Origin of the sequence: Sphingomonas sp. Sphisp66 (assembly GCF_047324325.1) — a bacterium.
In the GTDB taxonomy this organism is placed as follows: domain Bacteria; phylum Pseudomonadota; class Alphaproteobacteria; order Sphingomonadales; family Sphingomonadaceae; genus Sphingomonas.
The window spans coordinates 1365747-1391179 of sequence record NZ_CP168508.1 but is presented as its reverse complement, the minus strand read 5'-3'; the positions used below and the strand labels follow the sequence as shown (position 1 = coordinate 1391179).

The 25433-nt window shown below is 67.9% G+C and carries 23 protein-coding genes; 8 read left to right on the top strand and 15 right to left on the bottom strand.

From position 1 onward, the window contains the following. Nucleotides 1-14 precede the first annotated feature (14 nt). Nucleotides 15-671, top strand: coding sequence for an alpha/beta hydrolase (locus ACEN8G_RS06725; RefSeq protein WP_307118652.1), 657 nt, complete (start codon nucleotides 15-17; stop codon nucleotides 669-671). 147 nt (nucleotides 672-818) lie between these two features. On the opposite strand, the gene ACEN8G_RS06720 is transcribed toward ACEN8G_RS06725, so the two are convergent. The 4 genes from ACEN8G_RS06720 to ACEN8G_RS06705 all read right to left on the bottom strand — a co-directional run bounded on the left by ACEN8G_RS06720 (nucleotide 819) and on the right by ACEN8G_RS06705 (nucleotide 2431). Next, complete coding sequence (locus ACEN8G_RS06720) at nucleotides 819-1028, bottom strand: DUF2093 domain-containing protein (protein ID WP_413415041.1); 210 nt, start codon at nucleotides 1026-1028, stop codon at nucleotides 819-821. 86 nt (nucleotides 1029-1114) lie between these two features. Then, nucleotides 1115-1282 (bottom strand): hypothetical protein, encoded by a 168-nt coding sequence (locus ACEN8G_RS06715; protein ID WP_413415040.1) that lies wholly within the window; start codon nucleotides 1280-1282, stop codon nucleotides 1115-1117. Beyond that, nucleotides 1282-1422 carry a hypothetical protein gene (locus tag ACEN8G_RS06710; RefSeq protein ID WP_413415038.1) on the bottom strand — a complete coding sequence of 47 codons (141 nt, stop codon included), beginning with the start codon at nucleotides 1420-1422 and terminating at the stop codon, nucleotides 1282-1284. The genes ACEN8G_RS06715 and ACEN8G_RS06710 overlap by 1 nt, the downstream gene beginning before the upstream one ends. Before the next feature lie 40 nt (nucleotides 1423-1462). Beyond that, on the bottom strand, nucleotides 1463-2431 hold the full coding sequence (locus tag ACEN8G_RS06705) for a threonine/serine dehydratase (RefSeq protein ID WP_413415036.1): 969 nt from the start codon (nucleotides 2429-2431) through the stop codon (nucleotides 1463-1465). 151 nt (nucleotides 2432-2582) lie between these two features. Here ACEN8G_RS06705 and ACEN8G_RS06700 point away from each other — a divergent pair, with 151 nt between their 5' ends. The 6 genes from ACEN8G_RS06700 to ACEN8G_RS06675 all read left to right on the top strand — a co-directional run bounded on the left by ACEN8G_RS06700 (nucleotide 2583) and on the right by ACEN8G_RS06675 (nucleotide 8173). Next, entirely contained in the window at nucleotides 2583-3824 is a 1242-nt protein-coding gene (locus tag ACEN8G_RS06700; protein WP_413415034.1) for a type III PLP-dependent enzyme, read from the top strand. A 165-nt stretch (nucleotides 3825-3989) separates the two neighbouring features. After that, nucleotides 3990-5075, top strand: a complete 1086-nt coding sequence (locus tag ACEN8G_RS06695; protein ID WP_413415032.1) for a 1,9-bis(guanidino)-5-aza-nonane synthase — start codon at nucleotides 3990-3992, stop codon at nucleotides 5073-5075. A 156-nt stretch (nucleotides 5076-5231) separates the two neighbouring features. Beyond that, complete coding sequence (locus ACEN8G_RS06690) at nucleotides 5232-5594, top strand: YciI family protein (protein ID WP_413415031.1); 363 nt, start codon at nucleotides 5232-5234, stop codon at nucleotides 5592-5594. A 75-nt stretch (nucleotides 5595-5669) separates the two neighbouring features. Beyond that, nucleotides 5670-6932: an RNA polymerase sigma factor gene (locus ACEN8G_RS06685; protein ID WP_413415030.1), complete on the top strand. Its 1263-nt coding sequence runs from the start codon at nucleotides 5670-5672 to the stop codon at nucleotides 6930-6932. 119 nt (nucleotides 6933-7051) lie between these two features. Then, on the top strand, nucleotides 7052-7633 hold the full coding sequence (locus tag ACEN8G_RS06680) for a TetR/AcrR family transcriptional regulator (RefSeq protein WP_413415029.1): 582 nt from the start codon (nucleotides 7052-7054) through the stop codon (nucleotides 7631-7633). A gap of 63 nt (nucleotides 7634-7696) precedes the next feature. Then, the gene (locus ACEN8G_RS06675; RefSeq protein ID WP_413415028.1) at nucleotides 7697-8173 is read left to right on the top strand and encodes an MAPEG family protein; all 477 of its coding nucleotides are present in this window, start codon (nucleotides 7697-7699) and stop codon (nucleotides 8171-8173) included. Between the two features lie 128 nt (nucleotides 8174-8301). On the opposite strand, the gene ACEN8G_RS06670 is transcribed toward ACEN8G_RS06675, so the two are convergent. The 10 genes from ACEN8G_RS06670 to ACEN8G_RS06625 form a co-directional block, all read right to left on the bottom strand. Then, nucleotides 8302-10194: an XrtA/PEP-CTERM system amidotransferase gene (locus tag ACEN8G_RS06670; RefSeq protein WP_413415027.1), complete on the bottom strand. Its 1893-nt coding sequence runs from the start codon at nucleotides 10192-10194 to the stop codon at nucleotides 8302-8304. Between the two features lie 147 nt (nucleotides 10195-10341). Then, nucleotides 10342-11895 carry an exosortase A gene (gene xrtA / locus ACEN8G_RS06665; protein WP_413415025.1) on the bottom strand — a complete coding sequence of 518 codons (1554 nt, stop codon included), beginning with the start codon at nucleotides 11893-11895 and terminating at the stop codon, nucleotides 10342-10344. Between the two features lie 164 nt (nucleotides 11896-12059). After that, on the bottom strand, nucleotides 12060-13310 hold the full coding sequence (locus ACEN8G_RS06660; protein WP_413415024.1) for a TIGR03087 family PEP-CTERM/XrtA system glycosyltransferase: 1251 nt from the start codon (nucleotides 13308-13310) through the stop codon (nucleotides 12060-12062). Continuing rightward, complete coding sequence (locus tag ACEN8G_RS06655) at nucleotides 13310-14383, bottom strand: FemAB family XrtA/PEP-CTERM system-associated protein (RefSeq protein WP_413415023.1); 1074 nt, start codon at nucleotides 14381-14383, stop codon at nucleotides 13310-13312. Before ACEN8G_RS06655 ends, ACEN8G_RS06660 begins: the two co-directional genes overlap by 1 nt. After that, a complete protein-coding gene (locus ACEN8G_RS06650) occupies nucleotides 14380-15237 on the bottom strand; it encodes an XrtA system polysaccharide deacetylase (RefSeq protein ID WP_413415022.1) in 858 nt (285 codons plus the stop codon). Before ACEN8G_RS06650 ends, ACEN8G_RS06655 begins: the two co-directional genes overlap by 4 nt. Nucleotides 15238-15366: 129 nt before the next feature. Next, nucleotides 15367-16545, bottom strand: coding sequence for an XrtA/PEP-CTERM system-associated ATPase (locus ACEN8G_RS06645; RefSeq protein WP_413415021.1), 1179 nt, complete (start codon nucleotides 16543-16545; stop codon nucleotides 15367-15369). Nucleotides 16546-16561: 16 nt separating this feature from the next. Beyond that, a complete protein-coding gene (locus tag ACEN8G_RS06640) occupies nucleotides 16562-18151 on the bottom strand; it encodes a hypothetical protein (RefSeq protein WP_413415020.1) in 1590 nt (529 codons plus the stop codon). Continuing rightward, a complete protein-coding gene (locus ACEN8G_RS06635; protein ID WP_413415019.1) occupies nucleotides 18148-18954 on the bottom strand; it encodes an AAA family ATPase in 807 nt (268 codons plus the stop codon). Before ACEN8G_RS06635 ends, ACEN8G_RS06640 begins: the two co-directional genes overlap by 4 nt. A gap of 364 nt (nucleotides 18955-19318) precedes the next feature. Next, nucleotides 19319-20833 carry an XrtA system polysaccharide chain length determinant gene (locus tag ACEN8G_RS06630; RefSeq protein WP_413415018.1) on the bottom strand — a complete coding sequence of 505 codons (1515 nt, stop codon included), beginning with the start codon at nucleotides 20831-20833 and terminating at the stop codon, nucleotides 19319-19321. A gap of 10 nt (nucleotides 20834-20843) precedes the next feature. After that, nucleotides 20844-21443 (bottom strand): XrtA/PEP-CTERM system exopolysaccharide export protein, encoded by a 600-nt coding sequence (locus tag ACEN8G_RS06625; protein WP_373422990.1) that lies wholly within the window; start codon nucleotides 21441-21443, stop codon nucleotides 20844-20846. A 559-nt stretch (nucleotides 21444-22002) separates the two neighbouring features. Here ACEN8G_RS06625 and ACEN8G_RS06620 point away from each other — a divergent pair. After that, entirely contained in the window at nucleotides 22003-24441 is a 2439-nt protein-coding gene (locus ACEN8G_RS06620) for a TonB-dependent receptor plug domain-containing protein (protein WP_413415017.1), read from the top strand. Between the two features lie 53 nt (nucleotides 24442-24494). Here ACEN8G_RS06620 and ACEN8G_RS06615 read toward each other — a convergent pair whose 3' ends face one another. Continuing rightward, the gene (locus ACEN8G_RS06615) at nucleotides 24495-25388 is read right to left on the bottom strand and encodes an alpha/beta fold hydrolase (RefSeq protein ID WP_413415016.1); all 894 of its coding nucleotides are present in this window, start codon (nucleotides 25386-25388) and stop codon (nucleotides 24495-24497) included. Nucleotides 25389-25433 lie beyond the last annotated feature (45 nt).

Genomic DNA, 25433 nt, shown 5'->3' with positions numbered 1-25433 from the left:
TACAGGGACCTGCCTTGCCCGAAGTCATCTTCCCCGGCCCCGAAGGCCGCCTCGAAGGCCGTTTCGCCCCCGCGCCCAAGCCGCGCGCGCCGGTCGCCATGATCCTCCACCCGCATCCCAATGCGGGCGGCACGATGAACAACCGCATCGTCCAGGAACTCTACAAGACCTTCCAGCGCCGCGGCTTCGCGACGCTCCGCTTCAACTTCCGCGGGGTCGGCAAGAGCCAGGGCACGTTCGACAACGGCATCGGCGAACTGTCCGACGCCGCCTCGGCGCTCGACTGGGTGCAGAGCTTCCATCCGGAAGCGAGCAGCACCTGGGTCGCCGGCTTCGGCTTCGGCGCCTGGATCGGCATGCAGCTGCTGATGCGCCGCCCGGAGATTCGCGGCTTCATCTCGGTCGCCCCGCCGGCCAACATGTTCGATTTCACCTTCCTTGCCCCCTGCCCGTCCTCGGGCATCATCATCCAGGGCGAGCAGGATGAAGTGGTGACGCCGGGCGCCGTGCAGAAGCTGGTCGACAAGCTGCGCACCCAGAAGCACATCACCATCCACCACGACACCATCCCGGGCGCGAACCATTTCTTCGAGAACGAAATGGACGACCTGATGAAGAGCGTGGACAAGTATCTGGACATGCGGCTCGATCCAAACTCGCCGATCCGCTGAGTTCGGACGTCACCCAATATTCTGCGTCACCCCCGCGAAAGCGGGGGCCCATCTCGTGGACTATCCATCAACGCACGGTTGTATGTGCCGATCGCGCAGGAGATGGGTCCCCGCTTTCGCGGGGATGACGATAGAGCGCCGCGCCGCTCAGCCCTTCTTCAGATTCTTCGCCCCGCCGGCCAGCATCGCCGCCGTCGCCTCGGGCGCCCCGCGATAGGCTTCCTGGAACTCGGCGCTCCAATATTTGAGCTGGTCGAGCGGGATGGGCTCACCGCTGACGGCGCACAGCACATAGCTGCCGGGGCGGACGATATCGACTTCGGGCGTGCCGTAATGGATCTGAGCGGGACCGTTCATCGCGCCTATCTAGGGAAGCAGACGCAAAGGTCCAATATCCTCGGCGGGATCGGCGAACGGCAACGCTGCACAGCGGTCCGTGCGCGTCAGATCCGCAGGATCAGCAGGTTGCCCAGGATCACCACCGCGCAGACCCACATCAGGATCGCCTTGGTCCGGTCCGCGCGGAACTGCTTCCACCCGCCCCAGACCAGCGCGCCCATCGCCAGCACCGCGATGCTCAGCCATAGCGGCTCGAGGCCGGGATCGGGCATCAGCGCGCGATCAGCCAGATGATCAGCGCAATCGCCCCGATCACGCCGCCGAACAGCGCGATCATCTTGAGGTCGCCGCGATAGATGATGCGCAGCAGGCCCCAGAGGAAATAGCCGAGCGCGCGCGCGCCCACGCTCATCACGTTCGCGATAACGGATCCGAAGCGGTTCGCCACCGGGTCAGTCTTTCCCGGAAAGGACTTGGGCATAGGCATCGGGATCGGCATTGCCTCCCGAAAGCAGGACGAGCAAGCCCGGCCTGAAATCGACCTTGCCCGCGAGCAAAGCCGCCAGCGCCACCGCGCCGCCCGGTTCCACCACCACGCGCAGCTTCGCCGCGGCCCAGCGCTGCGCGTTGCGGATCTCCGCTTCGCTCACCGACAGGCCGGTGGCACCCCGCCGCGAGAGCACGTCGAAGGTCAGCGGCGAGACACGCGTGGTCTGCAGCGCATCGCAGGCAGTCGGCGGCGGATTCTCGCCCACCGGCTCGATCCAGCCCGCTTCCAGGCTGCGGCGCATATCGTCCCAGCCCTCGGGCTCGACCGTGACGATCTCCGAATCGGGCAGCGCCAGCGCGATGCCCGACGCCAGCCCGCCGCCGCCGCACGGCACCAGCACGTTCAACGGATCGGGCAGGCGCGCCTCGACGATCTGGGTCATCGCCTCGATCCCGGCGCTGCCCTGCCCCTCGATGATCCAGGGATCGTCGAAGCTCGGCACCAAGGTCGCGCCACGGGCATGGGCGAGATGTGCAGCGATCTTCTCGCGACTCTCGGTCGCGCGGTCGTAGGAGACGATTTCCGCGCCCATCGCCAGCGTCGCGTCGCGCTTCACCCTGGGCGCATCGGCCGGCATCACGATCACCGCGGGAATGCCCAGCTTCTTCGCCGCCCAGGCGACTCCCTGCGCATGATTGCCCGAGGAGAAGGCGACCACGCCCCGCTCGCGCACCTCGTCATCCAGGGCGGTCAGCCGATGCCAGGCGCCACGGATCTTGAACGCCCCGATCGGCTGCAGGCACTCGGCCTTGAAGCACACCGGAACCCCGTGAATTTCATGAACGAACATAGGGGTTTGCGGCAGGATGCTGGCGATCTTCGCAGCGGCGTCCCGCACCCCTGCCCGAGTCGGTTGTCGCACAATCGTCACACTTCACCCCCGCCGTAAATTTCCGGACCCCGAATCGCTTTACACAGGGGACCGACGTCCTTATGTGCCGCCTTCCGCTGCCCCATGGGACTTCCAACCGCAAGGCAGCTTTTGTCAACGATCGCCGTAAGGCACTTGGAGGTCCCTTGAGTTGCACAAGCATCATCGCGCGCTGGGGTTAGCGCCCCTCTCGACCGCCGGCTCCTCCGTGACCGGCATCGACATCGCTAAGCAGGGTCCGGTTCAGCCGGTCACGCTCGTCCGTCCGCACGCCGCGGCTCGGGCCGCTCGGTTCTTCGTCGAGAAGTTCCCGGGCAAGGCAATGTATGCCGTGAAGGCGAATCCCTCGCCCGAGCTGCTGCAGATCCTGTGGGAAAACGGCATCACCACCTATGACGTGGCGTCGATCGGCGAAGTTCGCCTGGTCGCGCGCACGCTCCCGGAAGCGACGCTCTGCTTCATGCACCCGGTCAAGGCCGAGGAAGCGATCGAAGAGGCGTACTTCACCCATGGTGTCCGTACCTTCTCGCTCGACAGCCTCGAGGAGCTGGAGAAGATCGTCCGCGCCACCAGCCGCGACGGCGTGGCCGCGAGCGACCTGACGCTCTGCGTGCGCCTGCGCGTCTCGTCGGACCATTCGAAGCTGAGCCTCGCGTCGAAGTTCGGCGCCGGCCCGGGCGAAGCCGCCAAGCTGCTGTTCGAGACCCGCCAGGTCGCCGACGCGCTGGGCATCTGCTTCCATGTCGGTTCGCAGGCGATGTCGCCGGAGGCCTATTCGAACGCGATGGAGCGCGTGCGTGCAGCGATCGTCGAGTCGGCGGTCACCGTGGACGTCATCGACGTCGGCGGCGGCTTCCCCTCGGTCTATCCGGGCATGACCCCGCCGCCGCTCGAAGCCTATTTCGAGACGATCCACCGCGCGTTCGAGAGCCTCCCGATCTCCTATTCGGCCGAGCTCTGGGCCGAGCCGGGCCGTGCGCTGTGCGCCGAGTACAGCTCGATCGTGGTGCGCGTGGAGCGCCGCCGCGGTGCGGAGCTGTACATCAACGACGGTGCCTATGGCGCGCTGTTCGACGCCGCGCATATCGACTGGAAGTTCCCGGTCGAGCTGCTGCGCGAGCCGGAATCGAACGCCAAGGACGTCGAGTTCAGCTTCTACGGCCCGACCTGCGACGACCTCGATTTCATGAAGGGCCCGTTCCTTCTGCCGGCCGACACCCGTTCGGGCGACTATTTCGAGATCGGCATGCTCGGCGCCTATGGCTCGGCGATGCGCACCGCGTTCAACGGCTTCGGCACGGACGCGACCGTCATCGTAGCGGACGAACCGATGGCCTCGATGTATGTCGAGCTCACGGAACGCCAGCCGGCCTGGAACGTCGTCAAGCTGTAACGCAACGCACGCTACTACCTCGTCACCCCGGCCTTGAGCCGGGGTCCCGCTGCCTTTACAGGCACCAGCAAGCGGGACCCCGGCTCAGGGCCGGGGTGACGAATGCTTTGGGTTTCCGCGTCCCCTTTTCTAAATGACGGCGGCCAAGAAGATGGGAGAAACCCCATGACCGACACCAACACGCTCAACAAGCAGGCGAGCGCCAACGCCCCGATCAACGACACCCGCAAGGCGGAACTGCTGTCGAAGCAGGTCAAGCACATCGACATCACGTCGTTCGACGCGCGCCCGATCGTCGACGCAATGGCCGATATGAGCTTCACCAGCCGCGACCTCGGCCGCGCCACCAAGATCTACAACGAGATGCTGGCCGACAAGGACTGCACTGTCGTCCTGGTGATCGCGGGCTCGACCTCGGCCGGCGGCTGCATGGACCTCTATGCCGAGCTGGTGCGCAACAACATGGTCGACGTGATCGTCGCCACCGGCGCCACCATCGTCGACATGGATTTCTTCGAGGGCCTTGGCCACAAGCACTATCAGGCGCTCGAGATCCCCGACGACGACACGCTGCGCTCGCTCTACATCGACCGCATCTACGACACGTACATCGACGAGGAAGCGCTCCAGAACGTCGACCACACGATCTTCGAGATCGCCGAGACGCTGGAGCCCAAGGCCTATTCGTCGCGCGCCTTCATCCGCGAGATGGGCAAGTATCTCGTCGAGCATGGCAAGAAGGACAACAGCCTGGTCAAGCTCGCTTACGAGCATGACGTGCCGATCTTCTGCCCGGCGTTCGTCGACTCGTCGGCCGGCTTCGGCCTGGTCAAGCACCAGGTGGACCGCGCCAAGGAAGGCAAGCCCTACCTGCTGCTCGACGCGATCGCGGACTTCCGCGAACTGACCGAGATCAAGATCCAGGCGGGCACCACCGGCCTGCTGATGATCGGCGGCGGCGTGCCGAAGAACTTCATCCAGGACACCGTCGTCTGCGCCGAGATCCTCGGCCATGAGGACGTGGAAGTGCACAAGTACGCCGTGCAGATCACCGTCGCCGACGTGCGCGACGGTGCCTGCTCGTCCTCGACCCTCCAGGAGGCCGCCTCGTGGGGCAAGGTCAACACCGGCATCGAGCAGATGGTGTTCGCGGAAGCGGGCTCGGTCATGCCGCTGCTGGCGTCGGACGCCTATCACCGCGGCCACTGGCGCGAGCGCGTCAAGCGCGGCTGGGCGAAGCTGTTCGCCTGATCGCCTGACGATCGGATGAGAAACAGGGCGGCCGGGACATCCCCGGCCGCCCTTTTCTTTTGCCTGAAGAAATTCGCAGGCCGCTGTCGATTCCGGGAAGCTTCGCTCGTCGTTCCGATGCGCGGCCAATGGGCCGCCCGACCAGGGAGACAGGCGATGCGCGTGATGGTGTTCGTGAAAGCCAGCGAGGATACCGAGAATGGCATCCCGCCCGCGGCCGAGGCGTTCGCGGCGATGGACCGCTTCGCCGAGGAGCTGGCCCATGCCGGCCTGCTGGTCGCCGGTGCAGAGCTCCAGCCGAGCGCCTCGGCAAAGCGCATCCTGGTCGATGGCTCCGTCCGCACCGTGATCGACGGCCCCTTTGCCGAAGTGCGCGAGATGGTCACCGGCTTCTCGATCTGGGAGGTCAAGGACATGGACGAGGCCGTCGCCTGGGCCAGGCGCTGCCCCAACACCATGGCCGTGCCCAGCACGATCGAGCTTTGGCCCTTCCTCGAAGCCGAGGACCCCGCCACATAGTGCAAAGGTGAACGCGATCGGTTCGGCGTCGTCTGAGACACTTGCCGGCCAGGCCGCCTTGTCCGACAAGGCCGCATGACCGCAGGCGAGACGCACCGGGCGATCGAAGCGACCTTCCGCATCGAGCGGGCCAGGCTCATCGCGGGCCTCGCCCGGCTGGTGCGCGACATCGACCGGGCCGAGGAGATGGCGCAGGACGCGCTGGTCATCGCGCTTGCCGAATGGCCCCGGACCGGCATCCCCGCCAATCCCGGCGCCTGGCTGATGACCGCCGCCAAGCGCCGCGCCATCGACACGATCCGCCGCGACACGATGCGCAGCCGCAAGCACGCGGAGATCGCGCGCGAGCTGGACGGCGCTATCGACGATCCGGCCGAAGCGATCGAGGCCAGCATGGACGACGATCTTGGCGACGAACTGCTCGGGCTGCTCTTCACCGCCTGCCACCCGATCCTCTCGGCCGAGGCCCGCGCGGCGCTCACCCTGCGCGTGATCGGCGGGCTGACCACCGACGAGATCGCCCGCGCCTTCCTGTCGAACGAGCCGACCATCGCCCAGCGCATCGTCCGCGCCAAGAAGACGATCGGCAAGGCCGGCCTCGCCTTCGCCGTGCCGCGCGGCGCCGAGCGGGCGGCGCGGCTCGCCTCGGTGCTCGAGGTGATCTACCTGATCTTCAACGAAGGCTATGCGGCGACGGCGGGCGAAGACCTCGTCCGCCCAAGCCTCTGCATGGAGGCGCAGCGGCTCGGCCGTATCCTCGCCGGGCTGATGCCGCAGGATGCCGAAGTGCTCGGCTTGCTCGCCCTGATGGAGATCCAGGCCTCACGCCTCCACGCCCGCGCCGGACCGGACGGTGCCCTGCTCACCCTCACCGAGCAGGACCGCACCCGCTGGGACCGGCTGCTGATCCGCCGCGGCCTCGACGGGCTCGCCCGCGCCGAAGCGCTGGGCGGCGCCGACGGCCCCTATGCGCTCCAGGCCGCCATCGCCGCCTGTCATGCCCGTGCAGCCAGGGCCGAGGATACCGACTGGGCGCGGATCGCGTCGCTCTACGACCGGCTGCGCGAGGTGATGCCGTCGCCGGTGGTCGATCTCAACCGTGCGGTCGCCCATTGCATGGCCTTTGGGCCGGAGGCGGGCCTGAAGCTGGTCGACGATCTCGCCGACGCGGCTGCCCTGCGCAACTATGCTCCCCTGCCCGCCGCCCGCGGCGACTTTCTGTTCCGTGCCGGCCGGCTCACCGAAGCCCGCACCGAATTCGAGGCGGCGGCGAAGCTCACCCGAAACGCACGCGAGGCCGCTTTCCTCACCGCTCGCGCCGAGGCGTGCGGCGGATAGGCACGAAAACTGTCCCGCCCCGGGAAAACAAACCTCCCGGCCTCCTAGATCTGCATGCGCTGCAACATGCGGGCATCAATCCCGGTGCAGCCTGTGGTTGATGCATCAGTGAGAGTTGAATGCCCCGTCTTACCGAAGCGACGGCCGCCAAGCGCCGCATGCACATTCTCGAGGCCGCCGCGCGCAGCCTGTACGAGCGCGGGCTGCTCGCCACCTCGGTCGACGACGTCTGCGCGACGGCAGGCATCAGCAAGGGCGCCTTCTACAGCCATTTCCCGAGCAAGGAGGCGCTGATCCATGCAGTGACCGACATGCTCTCCGCCGAGCTCGGTCCCGTCGAGGAAACCAGCATCGCGGCGCTCGCCGACTCCGTCTTCGATCACCAGATCGCCCCTGCCCTGCCGCCTGCGAATGCCCGCTTCGGCATCGAGATCACTGCCGCCAGCGCCGGCGACGCCGGGCTGCGCGAGCGCAACACCGCCAATCTCGAGCGGCTCCGCCAGGCCGTGGAAACGGCAGTCCGCGGCCTGATTACGGTCGGCAGCGCCCGCGCGGACGCCGACGCCGAGGCGATCGGCTGGCTGGTCCAGGCGCATGTGATGGGCGTGCTCTGCCGCAATGCGGTCTGGCCCGCCCAGGACGCAGCGGCGCTGCGCCGCGCCACCCATTTGCTGCTCGAAAGCCTGCTCTCGCCCGTTTAGTTGTATTCCCGAACTGATTGCGGCAGCCTCCCCCTACAGAAAGCAGTGGAGGGGGGACTGCAAATGCACAGCGAAATCCTGGCGCCGGTGGTGGTGCTCGTGGCCTGGACCCTGGTGATGCTGGTCTGGATGCTCGCCCTGCGCATCCCGGCGATGAGCAAGGCCGGTGTCGACCTGGGCAAGCTGGTCGGCTCCAAGGGCGCCGACGCCGACAGGATCCTGCCCGCCGAGGCGCAGTGGAAGGCGCACAACTACAACCACCTCCACGAGCAGCCGACGCTGTTCTACGCGATCGCACTGACGCTCGCGCTGCTCGGCCAGGGGCACGGCCTCAATTTGTGGCTGGCCTGGGCCTATGTCCTGCTGCGCATCGCCCACAGCCTGGTGCAGGCGACCTTCAACAAGGTCTCGGTCCGCTTCCTGCTGTTCCTGCTCTCGACTCTGGTGCTGGTCGCGCTGACGCTGCACGCGGGCGTGGCGGTGCTGCACCAGCAGACCGCGCCCTCGATCGAGGCGGTTGCAACGGTGGTGAACGACTAGCCCCTGCCCTTTCCCCGGCGAAGGCCGGGGCCCAGACTTGAAAGTCACGCGCCTTTTGGCGCGTCTGCGACGCGCACGCTTAGTCTGGGCCCCGGCCTTCGCCGAGGAAACAGGACCGGAAATTCAGCTCAGCCAAACAACCGGTTCAGGCTCCGCTCCAGCATCAGCAGCTGCCACAGTGTCCGACCGTGCTCGGCCCTGCCCGCCTTGTGGTCCGCGGCGAGCTTCTCGATCGCGTGCAGGTCGAACCAGCCGGTGCTGTGCAGCAGCTTCGAGCGCCCCAGCGCCGCCGCCTCGTCGGCCAGCGCCTTGCGGAACCAGGCGCTGATCGGCGTCACGAAGCCCATCTTGGGCCGGTAGAGCACGTCCTTGGGCAAATAGGGCTCGAGCGCCTTCTTCATCAGCCACTTGCCCTGCCCCGCCTTGATCCGCAGCGCAGGCGGCAGGGTCGCCATGAACTGGACCAGTCGATAGTCGAGCAAGGGCTCGCGCGCCTCCAGGCTCACCGCCATGCTGGCACGGTCGACCTTGGTGAGGATGTCCCCCGGCAGCCAGTGCTGGATGTCGGCATATTGCGCCCGGTCGAGCCCGTCGCGCGCCGGTGCCTGGCGCATCGCGTCGGTATAGCGCTGCTCGGCGGTGTGACCCGCCAGCGCCTTCTTCATCGCGTCGCTGTAGAGCGCATTCCGCAGCGCCGGCCCGGTGACGCCCACCGCCTTGGGATAGGCATGCTCGCCATTCTCGGCGAGCGCGAGCAGCGTCGTCTTGGCGCGGAACGGACGCGGCGCCCAGTCGGCCTTAGGATAGAGCCGCCCCAGCGTGCCGAACACATTCTCGCGCACGCCCTGCGGCAGCAGCGAGCGCGCCCGCTCCTCGGCCGCGAAGAACTTGTACCGCCGATAGCCCGCCATCGCCTCGTCCGCGCCATCGCCCGAAAGCGCCACCGTCACGCTTTCGCGCGCCAGCTCGCACACCCGGTAGGTCGGCAGCGCCGAGGCATCGGCAAAGGGCTCGTCGAATGCGCCGACCAGCGTATCGATCAGCGCGAAATCGTCCGCCGCCACCTTGCGCGTCCGGTGCGCGGTGGCGAAGCGCTCCGCGATCGTCTGCGCGTACGCCGTCTCGTCGTGATCCGCCTCGTCGAAGCCGATCGTGCAGGTCTTCACCGCCGCCTTGCTCGCCTCGGCCATCAGCGCAACCACCGCCGAGCTGTCGACGCCTCCGGAAAGGAACGCCCCCAGCGGCACGTCCGCGATCATCCGCGCGCGCACCGCGCTACGCATCATGTCGAGCAGCTCTGCCTCGAGGTCCTTGATCTTCCCCGTCGCGCGCCGGGAGAAGTCGATATCCCACCAGCGCTGCGGCCGCGGCACCGGCTTGCCACGCTCGAGCAGCAGGAAATGCCCCGCCGGCAGCTTCTTCACCCCGGCGAGGATCGAGCTGTCGTCGGGCACGTAACCGAGCCCCAGATAATCCTCGACCGCCTTGAAATCCGGCGTGCGGCGGAACAGCGGATGCGCGAGCAGCCCCTTAAGCTCGGAAGCGAAGGCGAGCGCTCCGTCCGACAGCTCGGCATAATGGAGCGGCTTCACCCCGAACCGGTCGCGCGCCAGGAACAGGCTCTGCGCGCCCGCATCGTAGAGCGCGAAGGCGAACATCCCGTTCAGCCGGTCGAGCATCCGCGGCCCCCAGGCCCGCCAGCCATGGAGCAGCACCTCGGTGTCGCTGCCGGTGGCGAAGCGCGCGCCCTTGGCCTCCAGCTCTGCGCGGACCTCCTGGAAATTGTAGATCTCGCCATTGTAGGTGACGACCACGCCCTGGTCCGGCGTCGCCATCGGCTGCACGCCGCCTTCCAGGTCGATGATCGCCAGGCGGCGATGCCCCAGCCCCACGCCCGCGGTCGTCCACACGCCCGACCCATCGGGCCCGCGATGGACCAGCGCGTCGGTCATCTGCACGATCCGCGCCGGGTCCACCGGCTTGGCCAGCGCGTGATAGTAAAGGCCGGCGATGCCGCACATGCTAGGCGAAGTCCCCCACGTCTTCAGTCGTCACCCCCGCGAAAGCGGGGGCCCATCTCCCGGACTGTCCACAAACGCACCGGCTCATATGCCGCACACGCAGGAGATGGGTCCCCGCTTTCGCGGGGATGACGGAAATTGGCAAGATCAGCGCGTACCCGCCATGCGATCGGCCAGCCCCTCGACGGGACCAAGCGCGCCCAGGAAATCCTGGATCGCCGCATGCGCGCCATTGTCGCCGCCCTGCTCGGCCGAGAGCAGCACGGCCACGCCGGCCTGGTTGCCGCCAAGCAGCTTGGTCCTGAGCGTCTCCAGCTTCACACGCTTCTCGCTACCGGTCAGCACGCCGCCGATCCGGTACCAGGTGACGACTTCACGCTCGACGCGCCCCGGACCGGTCATGCGCAGCGCCGCACCGCGCCGCACCGGACCTAGGTCCTCGATCTTCACCCAGCGGTCATTCTCGCGGATCGCGCCGATGCCGAAGCCGACCAGCTCGCGCCCCTCATGCTGCGTGGCATAGACCGCCACCGCCAGGTCCACGGCCCGCCCGCTGTCATCCGCATAGCGCCCGACCAGCATATGGTCCGCACCCGGGAAGTTCGGCGACCAGGGTGCACGGGCGCTGGAAACCACCCGGCGCCAGCCCGGCACCTCGGGCAAAGCGATATGCGCCGGCAGCTTCGAGGCGCGTGCATCGTTGAGGCTCGACCAGCCCAGGAACAGGCTCGCCACCAGCAGCACCAGCACAGCAGCGATCGGCGCATCGACGCGCTTCGCCGGCACCGCCTGCAGCTTGGCGGGATCGAACCAGCGCGCATCGGGGTCGCGGTCGAACCATTTCCAGCCGATCGCCAGCACCGCCGCCATCACGATCGCGAAGAACACCCAGCCATAGACGATATGATCGAAGCCGGTGGCCGCCTCGACCGAAGTCCACCAGGCCGCATAGATCGTCCCGAAGGCGCGCAGGCCGTTGGCGAGGATCGGCACCACGATCGCCGCGACCATGAACCCTGCGCGCCGCTGCCACGAGACATAGCAGACATTGGCGACCAGCACGCCGAACGCGACCATCGCGATCACGAACTTGGCGCCCGAACAGGCCTCGGCAACTTCGAAATAGCCGTTGGAGGTGGTGATCAGCACCCCGTCGACGCTCGCCGGCACGCCGAAAGCATGGAGCATCGGCATGATCATCGTGATCGTGATGTCCTGAAGCGGCCCTTCCATGAAGTCGCCGAACGGCACCAGGAACGCCATGTAGCAAAGCGGGAACAGCAGCGCCCGGGCGACGTTCGGCCCGAGCACGCTCACCACCGCGCCCTGCAGCATCAGCACCAGCCCGGCATGGCGGAACAGCGCGACTCCGGCGGCATCGCCGACCATCCAGCCGAGCCCGCCGCACGCCACGATCGCGAGCCCCGGCCACCAGCCCTGCGGCACGACTTCGCTCAGCTCCACCCGCCGCTGCCACACCAGCCATGCGATCACCGGCGCGATGAACAGGCAGTGCCCGAAGGTGGTGTTGGTCCAGTAGATCGTCGCCAGATCGCCGGTGTCGCGGCGGAAGATGACGAGCAGTGCCAGCCAGACGGCAGCCAGGATCGCGGCATGCCGCTTCCAGCGTGCGTCGAAGGTCGCGGTGGCGCGTATCTCGCTGCCGGCACCTGCGCCTGAGGGAATCGATATCTCGGCCACGCAAATTCTCCCGTCATCCCCGCGCAGGCGGGGATCCAGAGCCAAGCAGGACGTCGCTCATGACCCTGGATCCCCGCCTACGCGGGGATGACGAAGGAATAAGCGGGGATGACGGAGAAATGGTGAACGCCGCGCTTTTTTGAGCGCACGCCGCCTTTCAGGGCTCACGCCGCCCGGCGCGGCTTTTTCGGCACGTCCGTGACGCGCGCAACGCGTTCCGCCTTGGCGGGGCGCATCGGCTCGCCGAGCACCGCGTCGAGCGGGCTCAGCCGGGCTTCCCAGCTATAGCGGTCGATCACCCGCTGCCGTGCCGCCTCGCCCAGCTCGGCGCCCTTGCTGCGGTTGGCAAGCAGCCGCGTCAGATGCTCGGCGATCTCGCCCACCGTCGATCCGACCAGGATCGTGCCACCATGGTCGATGCCCGTCGCGGCGGCTTCGGAGGCGACCACCGGCCGCGCCATCGCCATGCCTTCCAGCACCTTGTTCTGGATGCCGCGCGCCAGCTTGAGCGGCGCGACGACCACCGCGGCCTGGGCCAGCCAGCCGCGCACGTCGGGCACTTCGCCGATCACCGCCACGCCCGAATGCTTGGCCAGCGCCTTCACCGCATCGGTCGGGTTGCGGCCGACGATCATGAAGCGGGCATCGGGATGCGCCAGGCGAACGTGCGGCAGAATCGTCTCGACGAACCAGGTCACGCCCTCGATGTTCGGGCGATAGTCCATCTGGCCGGTGAAGACGATCGTCGATCCCATCACGTCGACGCGCTTGAAGGTCGCCGCGGGGTCGAAATATTCGGTGTCGATGCCGTTCTCGAGCACATGCACCCGGTCGGCCCCGGTGCGCTGGCGGAACAGCTCGGCTTCCGCCTCGCTGACGAACAGGTTCGCATCGGCGCGCTGCGCGATCGCCTTCTCGTGCGCGAGCAGCATCCGCGCCTCGCGGCCGAGCATCCAGCTCATCGGGCCCTTCGAACTCTTTGCGTAGGCCGCGAACTTCGCCGAATCCATGTCGACGAAATCCATGATCACGCGCTGTCGCGGCCGCGGCGGCAGATACTGCGCCATCTGGCTGGAGAAGACATAGATCGTGTCGATCCGGTGCCGCTCGAGGATATTCTCCACCGACTGGCGCAGCGCGTCATTGTCGAACGCGGTCAGCGAGACCGGCCGGTGCTGGACCAGCGCCTGGAACCCCGCGACCAGCTGCGACTTGGCGCGCCACACGATCGATCGGTTGCCGGTGTACCTGGTCAGCCCGCCCTTCTGCTTCAGGTCGGCGGGGTCGTCGGCAAAGGCGATCAGGTGCACCCGCTGCTTGGTCGACAAATACTTCAGGACGTTGAAGCCGCGGATCTTGTCTCCCCGGTCGGGCGGATAGGGCACGCGGTGCGCAAGGAAGAGAATGTCGCCCATCAGCCCAGGCCCTTCGCGATCAGGGGACCCGCGCGATTGGCGATCCACAAGGGAAGCTTGCTCCAGACGCGCACCTGCAGCGAATATTTCGGGTTCACCGGGCTCGCGTCGCGCGGCTTCGCGCCTTCCGCCACCCGGTCGTAATAGCTCAGCGGCTTCGGCTCGAAGCCCCAGTTCTTCTTGTACGCCGCCGGACCGGTGCCGACCTTCGAGCGGCCGAAGTCGAAGCGCCTGCAGCCTTTGGTCCGGGCGTGGCGCATCAGCTCGAAATACATCCGGTCGTTCGCGCGCAGGCCGCGCGCCGCCTGGGTGCCGCCGCCCCAATAGGGGTACACCGTGCCCTTCCAGTAAAGGCTCAATACGCTCGACACTGCCACCCCGTGGTGACGGACGACCAGCACGTCCGCCGAGTTGCCAAATTCCCGTAAAACCTCGGAAAACAGACTCCGGGGAAATACCGGGGTGCCGAGGTTGCGGACCGATTCGGCATAGACGGCATAATGCGCGGCCACGTCATCCGCGTGACAGCCGGTGGAAATCTGGAGATCGGTCTCCAGCGCCTTGCGCACTTCCGCACGCTGCTTGCGTGGGATGGCGAGCAGCTGGGCGTCGTCGTCCGCGGCGAGATCGCGCACAAAGCCCAGATAGCGGGTGTCGTCCACGCTCCATTCCGGCCCCGGCAGCGGGCCGCCGCGCACTTCCATGACCGGGCATTTCAGCTGCTGGGCCAGCGCCCAGGCATGCTCGGCCATCTGCGAGACGATGCGCGGGTCGTGGGTGAGAATGCCCCCGCCCACGCCGAAGCCGGCTGAGGCGAGCACCTTGCCGAAGATCGGCGAATAGATCTCGGTCAGCGGCATCACGCCGGCCAGCTCGCCCCGGGCGTCCTCCGCGACGAGGTAATGGCTCTTCTGCCCGCAACCCCGCGCCACCGCGACGCTCCAGGCCGGCAGATGGAAGGGCGTGCCCTCGGGATGCTCGTGGACGAACGCGCCGATACGGGCACGCTCGATCTCGTCGCCCAGATCGGCGATGCGCAGCTGCACGGGCTTGGCGAGCAAAGGCGCGTTCACTTGGCGCACTCCGCCTTCAGCCGCTCCGCCTCGCCCTTCGCGATCTCGTCCATCCGGCCCCATCGATGCCCCGCGATCAGCGTCTCGAGCTTGCCTGCCATCGCGCCCAACCGGCTGTAATGGCGCAGCTTCGACTTGAACGGCGCATCCTGCACGCGCGGCTGGCCCGGGTCGATCTCCCAGGGATGAAAGTAGAAGATAGCGGGACGAGCCGCACCATTGGCGGCGCGAACGGCACGATAGGTCACTTCGCCCGGCAGCAGGCGGAAGAAGCCGCCGCCGGTGGTCACCTCGCGCCCGAAGAAGCTTGCCAGCGTGATCGGAATCTCGACGAGTTCCGCCCCCGGCACCGGCCAGAAGGCCCCGCGCGGCGCATCGTGCCAGCCATAATGATCATGCTTCACCGGCGCGACGCTCGACGAGTAGGTGTACCCCTCCTCCGCCAGCACCTCATGCGCCCAGGGCGTGCGGCGGTCGATCGAGAAGCTCGGCGCGCGGTAACCGCTGACCTTCTGCCCGCTCGCATCCTCCAGCGCCTTCTTCGCGGTGGCGAGGTCGGCGCGGAACTGCTCGGGGCCCATGGTGAAGACGCGCTGATGGTCCCAGCCATGGCTGGCGACCTCGTGCCCCGCCTCGGCGATGCGGCGGATCAGCGCCGGATAGCGCTCAGCCACCCAGCCGAGCGTGAAGAAGGTCGCCTTGACCCCGCCCGCCTCGAACAGCGCCAGCACCTTGTCGGTGTTCGCCTCCACCCGGTGCTCGAGCGAATCCCAGTCATCGCGCGCAATCGTGTTCTCGAAGGCGCCGACCTGGAACCAGTCCTCGACATCGACCGAGAGGGCGTTGACGACCATCGGATCAGCGCTCCCCGCAAGCCTTTTTGCGCTCCTGCGAAAGCAGGAGCCCAGAGCCAAAAGCGGCACCCTTCGTAACCCTGGGCTCCTGCTTTCGCAGGAGAACAAGAGAAGAAGTGCCCACAACCATCAGGCCACGTTCCCGCGCACGGCGGACAGGTCGGGACGGCGGCCCTGCGCCTCGCCCTGCTCCACCCAGTCGACCAGCAGGCCCAGCACGCGGCGCAGCGCCTCGTCCTGGTCGCGCAGCTGCGTCTCCAGGTCGGAGATGCGGCGCTGGAGCGTGTCGTCGCTCGCCGCCGCGGGCACCGGCGGGTGCGCGGCAAAGGCCGGACGCAACGGCACCGGGTCAGACGGATGCGGATGCGGCGAGGGCACCGGCGCGCCCATTCCCATCGGCGCCACATCGGTCAGCTCATAGGGCTCCGGCTCGGCGACCGGGGGCGGCGCGAAAGCCGCCGGCGTCTCGATCGGCGCCGGGCGATAGGCGGAGACCGGCGTGTCCTGATTGAGGTCGGCGATCACCGCCGCCAGCTCGTTCGCGCCGAACGTCTCCATCTCCTCGACCGCACCGAACAGCAGCACGCGGCTGGCAAGCTGGTTGATCCGGCGCGGACTGCCACCCGACCAGCGATGGATCGCCGCCACCGCGTCGTTGGTGAAGCGCGGCTTGCCCCGCCAGCCGACGCAGGACAGGCGGTGGATCAGATAGGGCTCGACTTCGTCCGCCTGCATCGGATCGAGATGGTGCATCGCGATCACCCGCTGGCGCAACTGCTCCAGCTTCGGGTCGCTCAGCGTCAGCCGGAACTCGGGCTGGCCGAGCAGGAATATCTGCAGCAGCGGATAGCCGCCCGCCTGGAAGTTGGAGAGCATGCGCAGCTCCTCCAGGCTCTCGATCGGCAGCGATTGCGCCTCGTCGACCACGACGAGCGTCCGCCGGCCGGTGCGCGCCACGGCATGCAGCCCGCGCTCGATCTCGCCCAGCATCTCGGCCTTGTTCAGGCCCGAGCTGTCGATCCCCAGCCCCTGGCAGACCAGCCGCAGCAGGTCCTCGGGGCGCAGTTGGGTCGAGACGATCTTGATCACGTTCAGCCGTTCGCGGTCGATCTCGCCGAGCAGATGCCCCATCAGCGTGGTCTTGCCCACGCCGGGATCGCCGGTGATCACCACAAAGCCCTCGCCCTGGCTCAGCCCATAGCCGAGATAGGCCATCGCCTTGCGGTGCGTCGCCGTGTCGAACCAGAATTTCGGATCGGGGGTCAGCTGGAAGGGCCGGCCGGTCAATCCATAGTGATCGTCGTACATGTTTTCGTCCCGACGCTTAGAAGCCGTAGCGCAGGCCGAGCAGCGCCTGGGCGCTGGCCGAACTGTCGCCATCCCGCTCGAACCCGAACACGCCTCCCGAGAGAGTCGCGCCCAGCCGTCCGAAGCGGTGGGTATAGGCCGCATTCGCTCCCCAACCGTAAATGCCGTCATTCCCGGGCAGGTCGCTATTGTAATAGCTGCCGAGGATGCTGCCCTGGAGCGAGCCGTTCGCGCCGACATCGGTCGAGGCAAAGGCCTGGGCATAGATGCTGGTGTCGCTGGTGCCGTTGGTGGTGAAGGCAGTGCCGCCCGACGGCGCGATGAAGTCGCGCCGCGCCCAGCCGCCGCCGATGCCGAAGCGGGTGCCGCCACGGCCGGCGACCATTACGCCGGTCACGCCGCGTGCGCGATAGGCCGAAGTCGCCGCCGAGGCGAAGATGCCGTTCATGCAGCCGCCCGCCGCCGCGCCCGTCGTGCCGTAGATGCAGCCCGAGAACTGGTTGCCGAACGGATCGGTGGTGCTGGCAAGCGCGGTCGGCAGCGTCGAGAGCTGGCCGTTGAGCTGCTGGCCGAAGGTCTGGACGGTGTCATAGACGCCGATCTGGATGCCGCTGCCCGGGCCCGCCTGGTAGCTGAGCGAGCCGGTATAGCTCATCGAGCCATAGCGCCGGCCGACGCGCGCCTCGAGGAAGGTGCGGCGGCTCGGCTTCCAGATCACGCCCGCGTCCCAGAACACGCCGTCCAGGTCGTATGCGATGCGGCGCGGCGAGTTCGGATCGGTCTGGAAGCGGCCGTTGCGGTCCACCACCGGCTGGCCCGCGCCGTTCAGCAGCGCGTCGCGCTGGGTGATCTTGATCCGCTCGTAGCCGACGCCGCCCGCCAGCGCGAGGCCGCGCAGCACCGGCAGCACCACGTCGCCGCGGCCCCACTTCCCTTCGAAGCGCTGGTCGAGCTGTCCGGCATCCTCGCGCGTGTACGATCCGCTGGCGGTGATGCCGATCGGCAGTACCGTGCCCGACTTCACGCCGACGCTGGCGGTCGCGACATGCACCTTGGAATCATCGTAATAGTCGAGCCGCGGCTGGCCCGGCGCCACGCCGGTCTGCCCCGGCGCCTCGACCTTGGTATAGCCGAAGCGATAGGCGCCGTTGATGAACATCGGCCCCAGATGCGTCGCCAGGTTCGGCCCGATATAGCCGGAGAAGACCTGCGCCGAGTTGCTGAAATTGCCGACCTGGCTGGTCTGCACGTCGCCGCGGATGTCCGAACGGGTGCGCGTCGCGATGCCGCCCGCCTCGATCGACAGGCCCGGCGCCACCGCCGCCTTCACCGTGGCGAGGCCGCTATGGGTATGGTCGTTGTTGAGCTTGTTCTGGTAATCGAAGCGGTGCTCGTAGCGATAGCTCACCTGCACCTCGACGCGGCGCGAATGCACGCCCACGTCGATGCCCGCGCCGACGGTCGAATAGGTCAGCACGTCGCCGCCGTTCAGGTCGGCCGCGACCACCTGGCTCGCCTCGATATAAGGCGCGACCTGCACCCGCTGCGCGTGCGCCGGCAGCGCGGCCCCCGCCGCGATGCCGGTCAAGATGATCAGCCGCTTCACCGGCTTTCCTCCCCATATTCGTAATAGCTGCCGAACCGGCGACCGCCGGGCTGGAACGAGACCGAGTTGAGCACGAGCTGGATGTCCTCGCAGCCGTCGAGCGTGTTGACCGCCTGGCGCAGGTCGCCTTCGCTGGTCCGGTCGGCGCGCACGACGAGCATCACCTGCCCCACGTGCAGCGCCAGCACCGAAGCGGGCGACGCGGCGAGCGCCGGCGGCGAATCGAAGATCACGATGCGACGCGGATTGGCCGTGGCCAGACTGTCGATCACTGCGCGCGCGCGGTCGCTCGCCAGCAGCTCCGTATCGCTGACCGAGCGGGTGCCCGCCGGCAGCACGGAGAGCTGCGGGATATCGGTGTCGATGATGCAGTCCTCGACGTTCGCCACCGATCCGGCCAGCACGTCGAGCAGCCCGGGGCCGTTCGGCAGGCCGAGACGCGGCAGCACGTCGGGCTTGGGGAAATCGGCGTCGACCAGCAGCACCTCGACGTCCCTCTCGGTCGCCATCGAAAGCGCGAGGTTGATCGCGCAGAAGGTCTTGCCCTCGCTCGGCTGGGCCGAGCAGACGAGGATCATCCGCGCCCGGTCCGCCGCCTTGGCGGTATCCTTGGCGGCGACGGCGCGCGCAGTGAGCAGCAGCTGGCGCTTCACCATGCGGAACTCCTCCGCCAGCGGCGTGATCGCCGCCCCGGGGATCAGCATCCCGCCACGCTCCAGCACGTCCCGATCGATCGGCGCGACATGGCGAATGCTGGTACGCGCCGTCGCGATCTGCGGTTCGGGTGCAGCGATCTCGGCCATTTCTGCTCCCCGGCGAAGGCCGGGACCCAGGGTTACAGGCGACTCATTGCTTGGCTCTGGGGCCCGGCTTTCTCCGGGGAACTGCTCAGCTTGGGGCAAAGGCTGCGACAGAACCATCGGTTCGACTGCCACAGGAGCAGGCGCAGCCACGGGAGCCGGCTCAGGCGCCGCCACCGGAGCGGCAACCGGCGTCTCCACAGGCGGTACGACCGGCCGCGCCACCGGCGCCTCGGCGCGCTTCGGCGCCGGCTTGGCAACCGGCGCGGCAGGCGCTTCCTCGACCGGCGCAGGCGCATAATGGAAAGACGGCGCCGCCCGTTCGAGCAGCGACCCCTTCAGGCGGCGGGGCGTGTGATCGTTCATCTCAGGCTCCCATGCCCCGCTGGAGGAACTCGACGCCGATCAGCCCGACATAGGCGACGGCCAGCGCCGCCACCCCGCCGGCGAACAGGGTCAGCGTCTTGCGCCGCATCGCGGTCTGCGTGGCGGTCACCACTTCGCCGATCGACCCGATCACCGGCATGCCGCTCGCCTTTTCCAGCTTGGCGGCGGTCGCGAAGGTCGTGGTCAGCTTGCCCAGCGCGAACGCCGCGGCGACGCCCGCGCCTAGCCCGGCGATCAACACCGCGGTGAGCAGCAGCGGCCGGTTGGGCGAAGTCGGCCCGCGCGGCTGGGTCGGCGGATCGACCACGTTGAACTTGTCGGCATCGGCGACATTCTGCGCCTGGCTGGCGATCTTCATCTGCTCGCGCTGGGCGAGCAGCGTGTCGTACTGGCCCTTGAGCACCTGGTACTGGCGCTCGATCTCGCCCTGCTCGGCAGCCACGCCCGGCGCCTCGGCCAGTTTTGCCTGGAGCAGGTTGAGGTCGCCTTCGATCTGCGCCTTGCGCTGGATCAGCGCGGCGACGGTCGCCTGCTTGTCCGCCCGCATGGACTGCAGCCCGATATAGACCGGATTGGAAGCACTGCCCGCGCCGCCGCCCACCAGCGGCTCACGCGCCGCCGCACCCTGTGCCGCGGAGAGCTGGTTCTTCAGCGCGATCATGTCGGGATGGCTGTCGGTATAGCCCTTGGCGCGCGCATCGGCGATCTGGCCCTGGATCGCCTGGAGCCGCGCCCGGGCCGGGCCGGCCACAGCACTGCCACCGGCGCCCGCAACGCTGGCCGGGGTGCCCGCCATCTGGGCATTGACCACGTTGAGGCTCGACTGCGCCGCCGCCAGGTCGCCCTGGATCTGGCCGAGCTGGGTGCGCGCCGCGGAGACGCGGTCGTCGATCGATCCGGTGCCCGGCAGCGATCCGAGGAACTTGGCCTGGAAGTCCGCCCGCTTGGTATCGGCGTCCTGCAGCTGCTTCTGCCGCTCGGCCAGCTGCTGGTCCATGAAGTCGAGCGATTGGCTCGACTGGTCGCGATTGTCGGAAAGGTTGGTCTCGACGAAGATGTCGATCAGCTTCTGCGCGATCTGCTTGGCCAGCTTGCCGCTCGGCGCCGTGACCGTGATCTCGAAGAGGTTGTCCTGCTGCGCGGTCAGCTTGATCGCCGCCTGCAGCCCGGCGACCCGGTCCGCCACGTCGCGGTCCGTCGCCACGGTCCGCGCCAGGTCGGTGCCGCGCACCACCTTCTCCAGGTTCACAGCAGACGTCAGCGTCTGGCGGATCCGGTCGAGGTCCTTCTGCTGGTTGAGCGCCGTCGTCCCGTCGGTCGGGATGATCTGGCGCAGCTGCACGAAGATGCGCGCGCGCGACTCATATTTGTTCGGCATCTGCGACACGACCAGCCAGCCGGCCAGGCAGATGCACCACGCCACCGCCAGCGCGATCCAGCGCCGTTGCCATACCGCGTGCAGTGCGCCGCGCAGCTCTTCGTAGAGGTTCCCCACCCGCGCTACCTCAGAACATGCTCGTAGGAATGATGATCACGTCGCCCGGCTCGAGCTTGACGTTGGCCCGGATGTCGCCGTCCTTGAGCAGGTCGCCCAGGCGCACCTTGTATTCGGTCTGCTTGCCGGTCTGCCGGTCGTAGCGCACCAGCCGCGCGCGGTTGCCCGCGGCGAACTCGCTCAGGCCGCCCACCGCGATCATCGCGTCGAGCACGGTCATGTTGGCGCGGTACGGGATCGAGGCGGGCTTCTCGGTCGCGCCGACGACGCGGATCTGCTGGCTGTAGGTGCCGTTGAAATTCTCGACGATCACCGAGACGATCGGGTCCTTGATATACTCGCTGAGCGCGTATTTCAGGTCGTCGGCCAGCATCGCCGGGGTCTTGCCCACCGCCGGCATGTCGCTGATCAGCGGCACGGTGATGCGGCCGTCGGGGCGCACCTGCACCTTCGCCGAAAGCTCGGGATTGCGCCACACGAAGATCTGGAGCTGGTCCATCGGCCCGATGACATATTCGTCGCTGGGCGTCTCGCGGCCCGCCACCGCTGCCGCGGGGGGCAGTTCGGGACGACCGCCGCCACCGCCGCACGCGGCAAGCACAGCCGCCATGCCGAGAGCCAGAACAGTCCTGCCGAAACCGATCAAACGCATACCGAGCTCCTTTTCCTGCCGGGCCGAAGCCGCCAACGTCTCGGCAGCAACCCGCACAGGATCAGGGTCAGCTATGCGCTTGAGAGGTAAACATCGGGTTAGGGGTCGCCGGGATTATCCCGCTCGGGCACGCGTACCGGGGCGGGACTAGCTACGGATGACGAGAGACTCTCCTCAAAAGGACCTCGTCACCCCGGCCTTGTGCCGGGGCCCACCGTTAGGCGAGTCATGGACAAGAGGGGTAAAGACAATCCGCGCGGCATAGTGGCCCCCGGCACAAGCCCGTCCTGAGCTACGCCGAAGGGGCCGGGGTGACGATTGAGTTGTCATTCCAGTCCCGATGAATTTTACTTAGCCTCCGGAACCAATCCCCCTGCCACGCGTTCCGCCCCCAACTGTGTTGCCCCAGCGCAACACCGCAGAAACGCCCTTTTGCCCGGACCAAGCTTTCCTTTCTATCAATTCCCAGTGGATTGGTAGAAATTCCGCTCACCATAAGAAAAGGTGGGCCATCATCATGCGTTTCCGTACCCCCTCGCTCCTCGCCATCGCCACCACGCTGGCGGTCGCAGCCTCCCCCGCCCTCGCGCAGGAAACTCCCGCCGCGGAACCGCAGGCCGACCAGGCCGCGCCGTCCGCCGAGGACACCCAGATCGTCGTCACCGGCACCCGCGCCCAGGGCCGCTCGCGGCTCGACACCGCCTCGCCGGTCGACGTGCTGAGCGGTACGGCGCTGCGCAACCAGGGCACCACCGAGCTCGGCGCCGCGCTCTCCACCGTCGCCCCCTCGATCGATTTCCCGCGCCCCTCGGCGGTGGACGGTACCGATGCGATCCGTCCCGCCACGCTGCGCGGCCTCTCGCCCGACCAGACGCTGGTCCTGATCAACGGCGTGCGCGCCAATGCCTCGCCGTTGCTCAACATCAACGGCTCGGTCGGCCGCGGCTCGGCCGCCGTCGACCTCAACACCATCCCGGCCACCGCGCTCGAGCGGATCGAAGTGCTGCGCGACGGCGCCTCGGCCCAGTACGGCTCGGACGCGATCGCCGGCGTGATCAATGTCCGCCTCAGGGAAGCCCGCTCGGGCGGCGGCGTCACCGCCACCTATGGCTTCTACGCCACCGATATCGACACCGCCCGCGGCAGCCGCTCGATCACCGGCGAGCCGACCTTCACTGCCTCGGCCTGGCAGGGCATCGGCTTCGGCAATGACGGTTACGTCACCGTCTCGGGCGAATATACCAAGCGCGAGCCGACCAACCGCGCCGATTATGATCCGCGCGTCACCCCCAGCCGCGTCACCGGCCGCTTCGGCGATCCCGAAGTCGAGCAGTATACCGGCTACGTCAACGCCGGCACCGGCATCGGCGACAATTTCAAGCTCTATGGCTGGTTCGGCTATCAGGACCGCGACAGCCGCAGCGCCGCCTTCCCCCGCCTCGCCAGCGCCGCCACCGCCGTCTCGGGCATCTATCCGAACGGCTTCCTGCCAATCATCAACACCAAGTCGACCAATGCCAATGGCGCGCTCGGCCTGAAGGGCGATCTCGCCGGCTGGAACGTCGATCTGAACGTCGCCTATGGCCGCAACAAGATCGCCTATTACACCCGCAATTCAGCCAACTACGCCTATGGCAACGCCTCGCCGACCAGCTTCTATGACGGCGCGCTGATCTACGACCAGTGGGTCGCCGGGCTCGACGTGTCGCGCAAGTTTGATGTGTTCCAGTCGCTCAACGTCGCCTTCGGGGTCGAGGGCCGCCGCGAAGGCTTCAAGATCACCCCGGGCGAGCAGGCCTCCTGGGACTATCCGGCCACCGGCGCGGTCGCCGGCCAGGCGCCGGGCGCTCAGGGCTTTGGCGGTTTCTCGCCGCGCAACGCGATCGAGCGCAGCCGCAAGAACGTCTCGGGCTATGTCGATCTCGAGGCGCAGGTCACCGACAAGCTCCTGGTCGGCCTCGCCGGCCGCGCCGAGCATTACACCGATTTCGGCGACACCGGCACCGGCAAGGTCTCGCTGCGCTATGACGTCACGCCGTGGTTCGCGCTGCGCGGCACCGCCTCCACCGGCTTCCGCGCGCCCAGCCTGCAGCAGCAATATTTCACCTCGATCGCCTCGGTGATCCAGAACGGCGCCCCCGTGCTCACCGGCACCTTCCCGTCGGTCAGTCCGGTCGCGGCCGCACTCGGCGGCCTGCCGCTCGAGCCGGAGCGCTCGACCAACCTGTCGCTCGGCACGGTGATCCGCTCGGGCGGGTTCGACCTCACCGTCGACGCCTATCAGATCCGCCTGCGCAACCAGCTCGCCCTGTCGGAGAACATCAGCGGCTCGCTCACCTCGACCGATCCGGTCAGCCGGCAGATCGCCCAGCTGCTGCTCAACACCAACACCGGCGCCACCGCGGCGCGCTTCTTCATCAACGGCCTGCGCTCGCGGGTCCGCGGCGTCGATGTCGTGGCGCATTACAAGCTGCGCGCGGACGATGCCGGCACCTTCGACTTCACCCTCGCCGGCAATTTCAACCAGACCAAGGTCGATCGCAGCTCGGTCCCCACCGGCACCGGCGTGATCAGCCCGGTCACCCTGTTCGCCCGCAGCCGCATCTACTCGATCGAGCAGGGCACGCCCGGCGAGAAGGTCACCGGCACGATCGACTGGTCGCTGGACAAGCTCGCGATCACCGCGCGCGCCAGCTATTATGGCAGCGTGATCCAGCCCGGCACCACCGCGGCGGGCGACATCCCCACCGGCAAGCACACCATCGCCGATCTCGAGCTGCGCTACCAGGCGCTCAAGGGCGCCCAGTTCGCGCTCGGCGTGAACAACCTGTTCGACGAATATCCCGACTATACCGTCGCCGCGAACAACACGACCGGCGTGGTCGGCTTCCCCTATTACTCGCCCTTCGGCTTTGGCGGCCGCTACATCTACGCCCGCCTCGGCCTGAGCTGGTAAGCGCCACTCGGGAGCGGTGGAAACGCCGCTCCCGAGCCTAGGGCAAGATCACATCACCGGCGAGCCTGTTGCCCCCGCGCCGCCGCCACACCCTGCAGGATATTGTCGACCACGAAGTCGGGCGCCTCATGCGGCAGGCCATGCCCCGCGCGCTCGGCGACATTCTGGTGGGCATTGGTCGACAGCGACAGGAACTCGCGCTGCATCCGCTGGGTGGCATCCTCCAGCTTGACCGCCAACGGCTCGGACAGTCCGGGCACCATGCGGAAGCGCGGGCTGTGCGTCGCGACGATGACCGGCTTGCTGCCCAGCGTGCCGAGCCGATGCGCCTGCGCCGCGCTCGCCCGCATGTCGAGCCGCTCCTCGTTCCGGCTCGGGTCCGCCTGCACATTGGTCAGGAAGGCGCGGGCTTCGGTCACGGCCTTTTCCTCATTCGGCACCGGGGCCGGCAGCAGCGCCAGCCAGCGCGAGAACTGGTCGGGATGCGTCGTCGATACCAGCACCAGGCCGGCCGTGTCCGCCGGATACTCGGCCGCGAACACCTGGGCATGCAGCCCGCCCAGCGAGTGGCCGACCAGCAGATAAGGCCCCTTCACGCCGGCCGCCGACAGCGCGGCATGGAGGTCGTGCGCGGCATCGAGGCTGGAACGCGTGCCGGCAGGCGCCGGATCGCTCCCGCCCAAGCCTGCGCGGTCATAGCGGCAGACGCGTGTGGTTCGCGCCACCCGGTCCGCAATGCCCCGCCAGCCCGGATCCTCCACCGGCGCCGTCCCCATGCCCGCGTCGATCACCGCGACCGGAGCGCCCTCGCCCTGGCAGGCCAGCCGGATCGACCGCCCGCCGACATCGAAGCGGCCGTCCACGGGCTCGTCGCCCGGCGCGACAGGCGCGGCCGCGGAGAGCAGGGCGATACAGGCGACGAGCCTGGCGGTGAGCAGATGGTGCAATGGAGCAACTCCGTCGGAAGCAAAGACATAGGCGGCGTGGCCGCT

Coding starts and splice junctions, on each gene's coding strand:
- ACEN8G_RS06710 (WP_413415038.1), bottom strand. CDS start 1,422: ATGAGCGTGGGCGCGCGCGCGCTCGGCTATTTCCTCTGGGGCCTGCTG.
- ACEN8G_RS06715 (WP_413415040.1), bottom strand. CDS start 1,282: ATGCCCGATCCCGGCCTCGAGCCGCTATGGCTGAGCATCGCGGTGCTG.
- ACEN8G_RS06675 (WP_413415028.1), top strand. CDS start 7,697: ATGCACAGCGAAATCCTGGCGCCGGTGGTGGTGCTCGTGGCCTGGACC.
- ACEN8G_RS06620 (WP_413415017.1), top strand. CDS start 22,003: ATGCGTTTCCGTACCCCCTCGCTCCTCGCCATCGCCACCACGCTGGCG.
- ACEN8G_RS06690 (WP_413415031.1), top strand. CDS start 5,232: ATGCGCGTGATGGTGTTCGTGAAAGCCAGCGAGGATACCGAGAATGGC.
- ACEN8G_RS06695 (WP_413415032.1), top strand. CDS start 3,990: ATGACCGACACCAACACGCTCAACAAGCAGGCGAGCGCCAACGCCCCG.
- ACEN8G_RS06625 (WP_373422990.1), bottom strand. CDS start 21,443: ATGGCGGCTGTGCTTGCCGCGTGCGGCGGTGGCGGCGGTCGTCCCGAA.
- ACEN8G_RS06650 (WP_413415022.1), bottom strand. CDS start 15,237: ATGGTCGTCAACGCCCTCTCGGTCGATGTCGAGGACTGGTTCCAGGTC.
- ACEN8G_RS06645 (WP_413415021.1), bottom strand. CDS start 16,545: ATGTACGACGATCACTATGGATTGACCGGCCGGCCCTTCCAGCTGACC.
- ACEN8G_RS06680 (WP_413415029.1), top strand. CDS start 7,052: ATGCCCCGTCTTACCGAAGCGACGGCCGCCAAGCGCCGCATGCACATT.
- ACEN8G_RS06660 (WP_413415024.1), bottom strand. CDS start 13,310: ATGGGCGACATTCTCTTCCTTGCGCACCGCGTGCCCTATCCGCCCGAC.
- ACEN8G_RS06685 (WP_413415030.1), top strand. CDS start 5,670: ATGACCGCAGGCGAGACGCACCGGGCGATCGAAGCGACCTTCCGCATC.
- ACEN8G_RS06635 (WP_413415019.1), bottom strand. CDS start 18,954: ATGGCCGAGATCGCTGCACCCGAACCGCAGATCGCGACGGCGCGTACC.
- ACEN8G_RS06720 (WP_413415041.1), bottom strand. CDS start 1,028: ATGAACGGTCCCGCTCAGATCCATTACGGCACGCCCGAAGTCGATATC.
- ACEN8G_RS06670 (WP_413415027.1), bottom strand. CDS start 10,194: ATGTGCGGCATCGCCGGCCTTTACTATCACGCGCTGGCCAAGCCGGTG.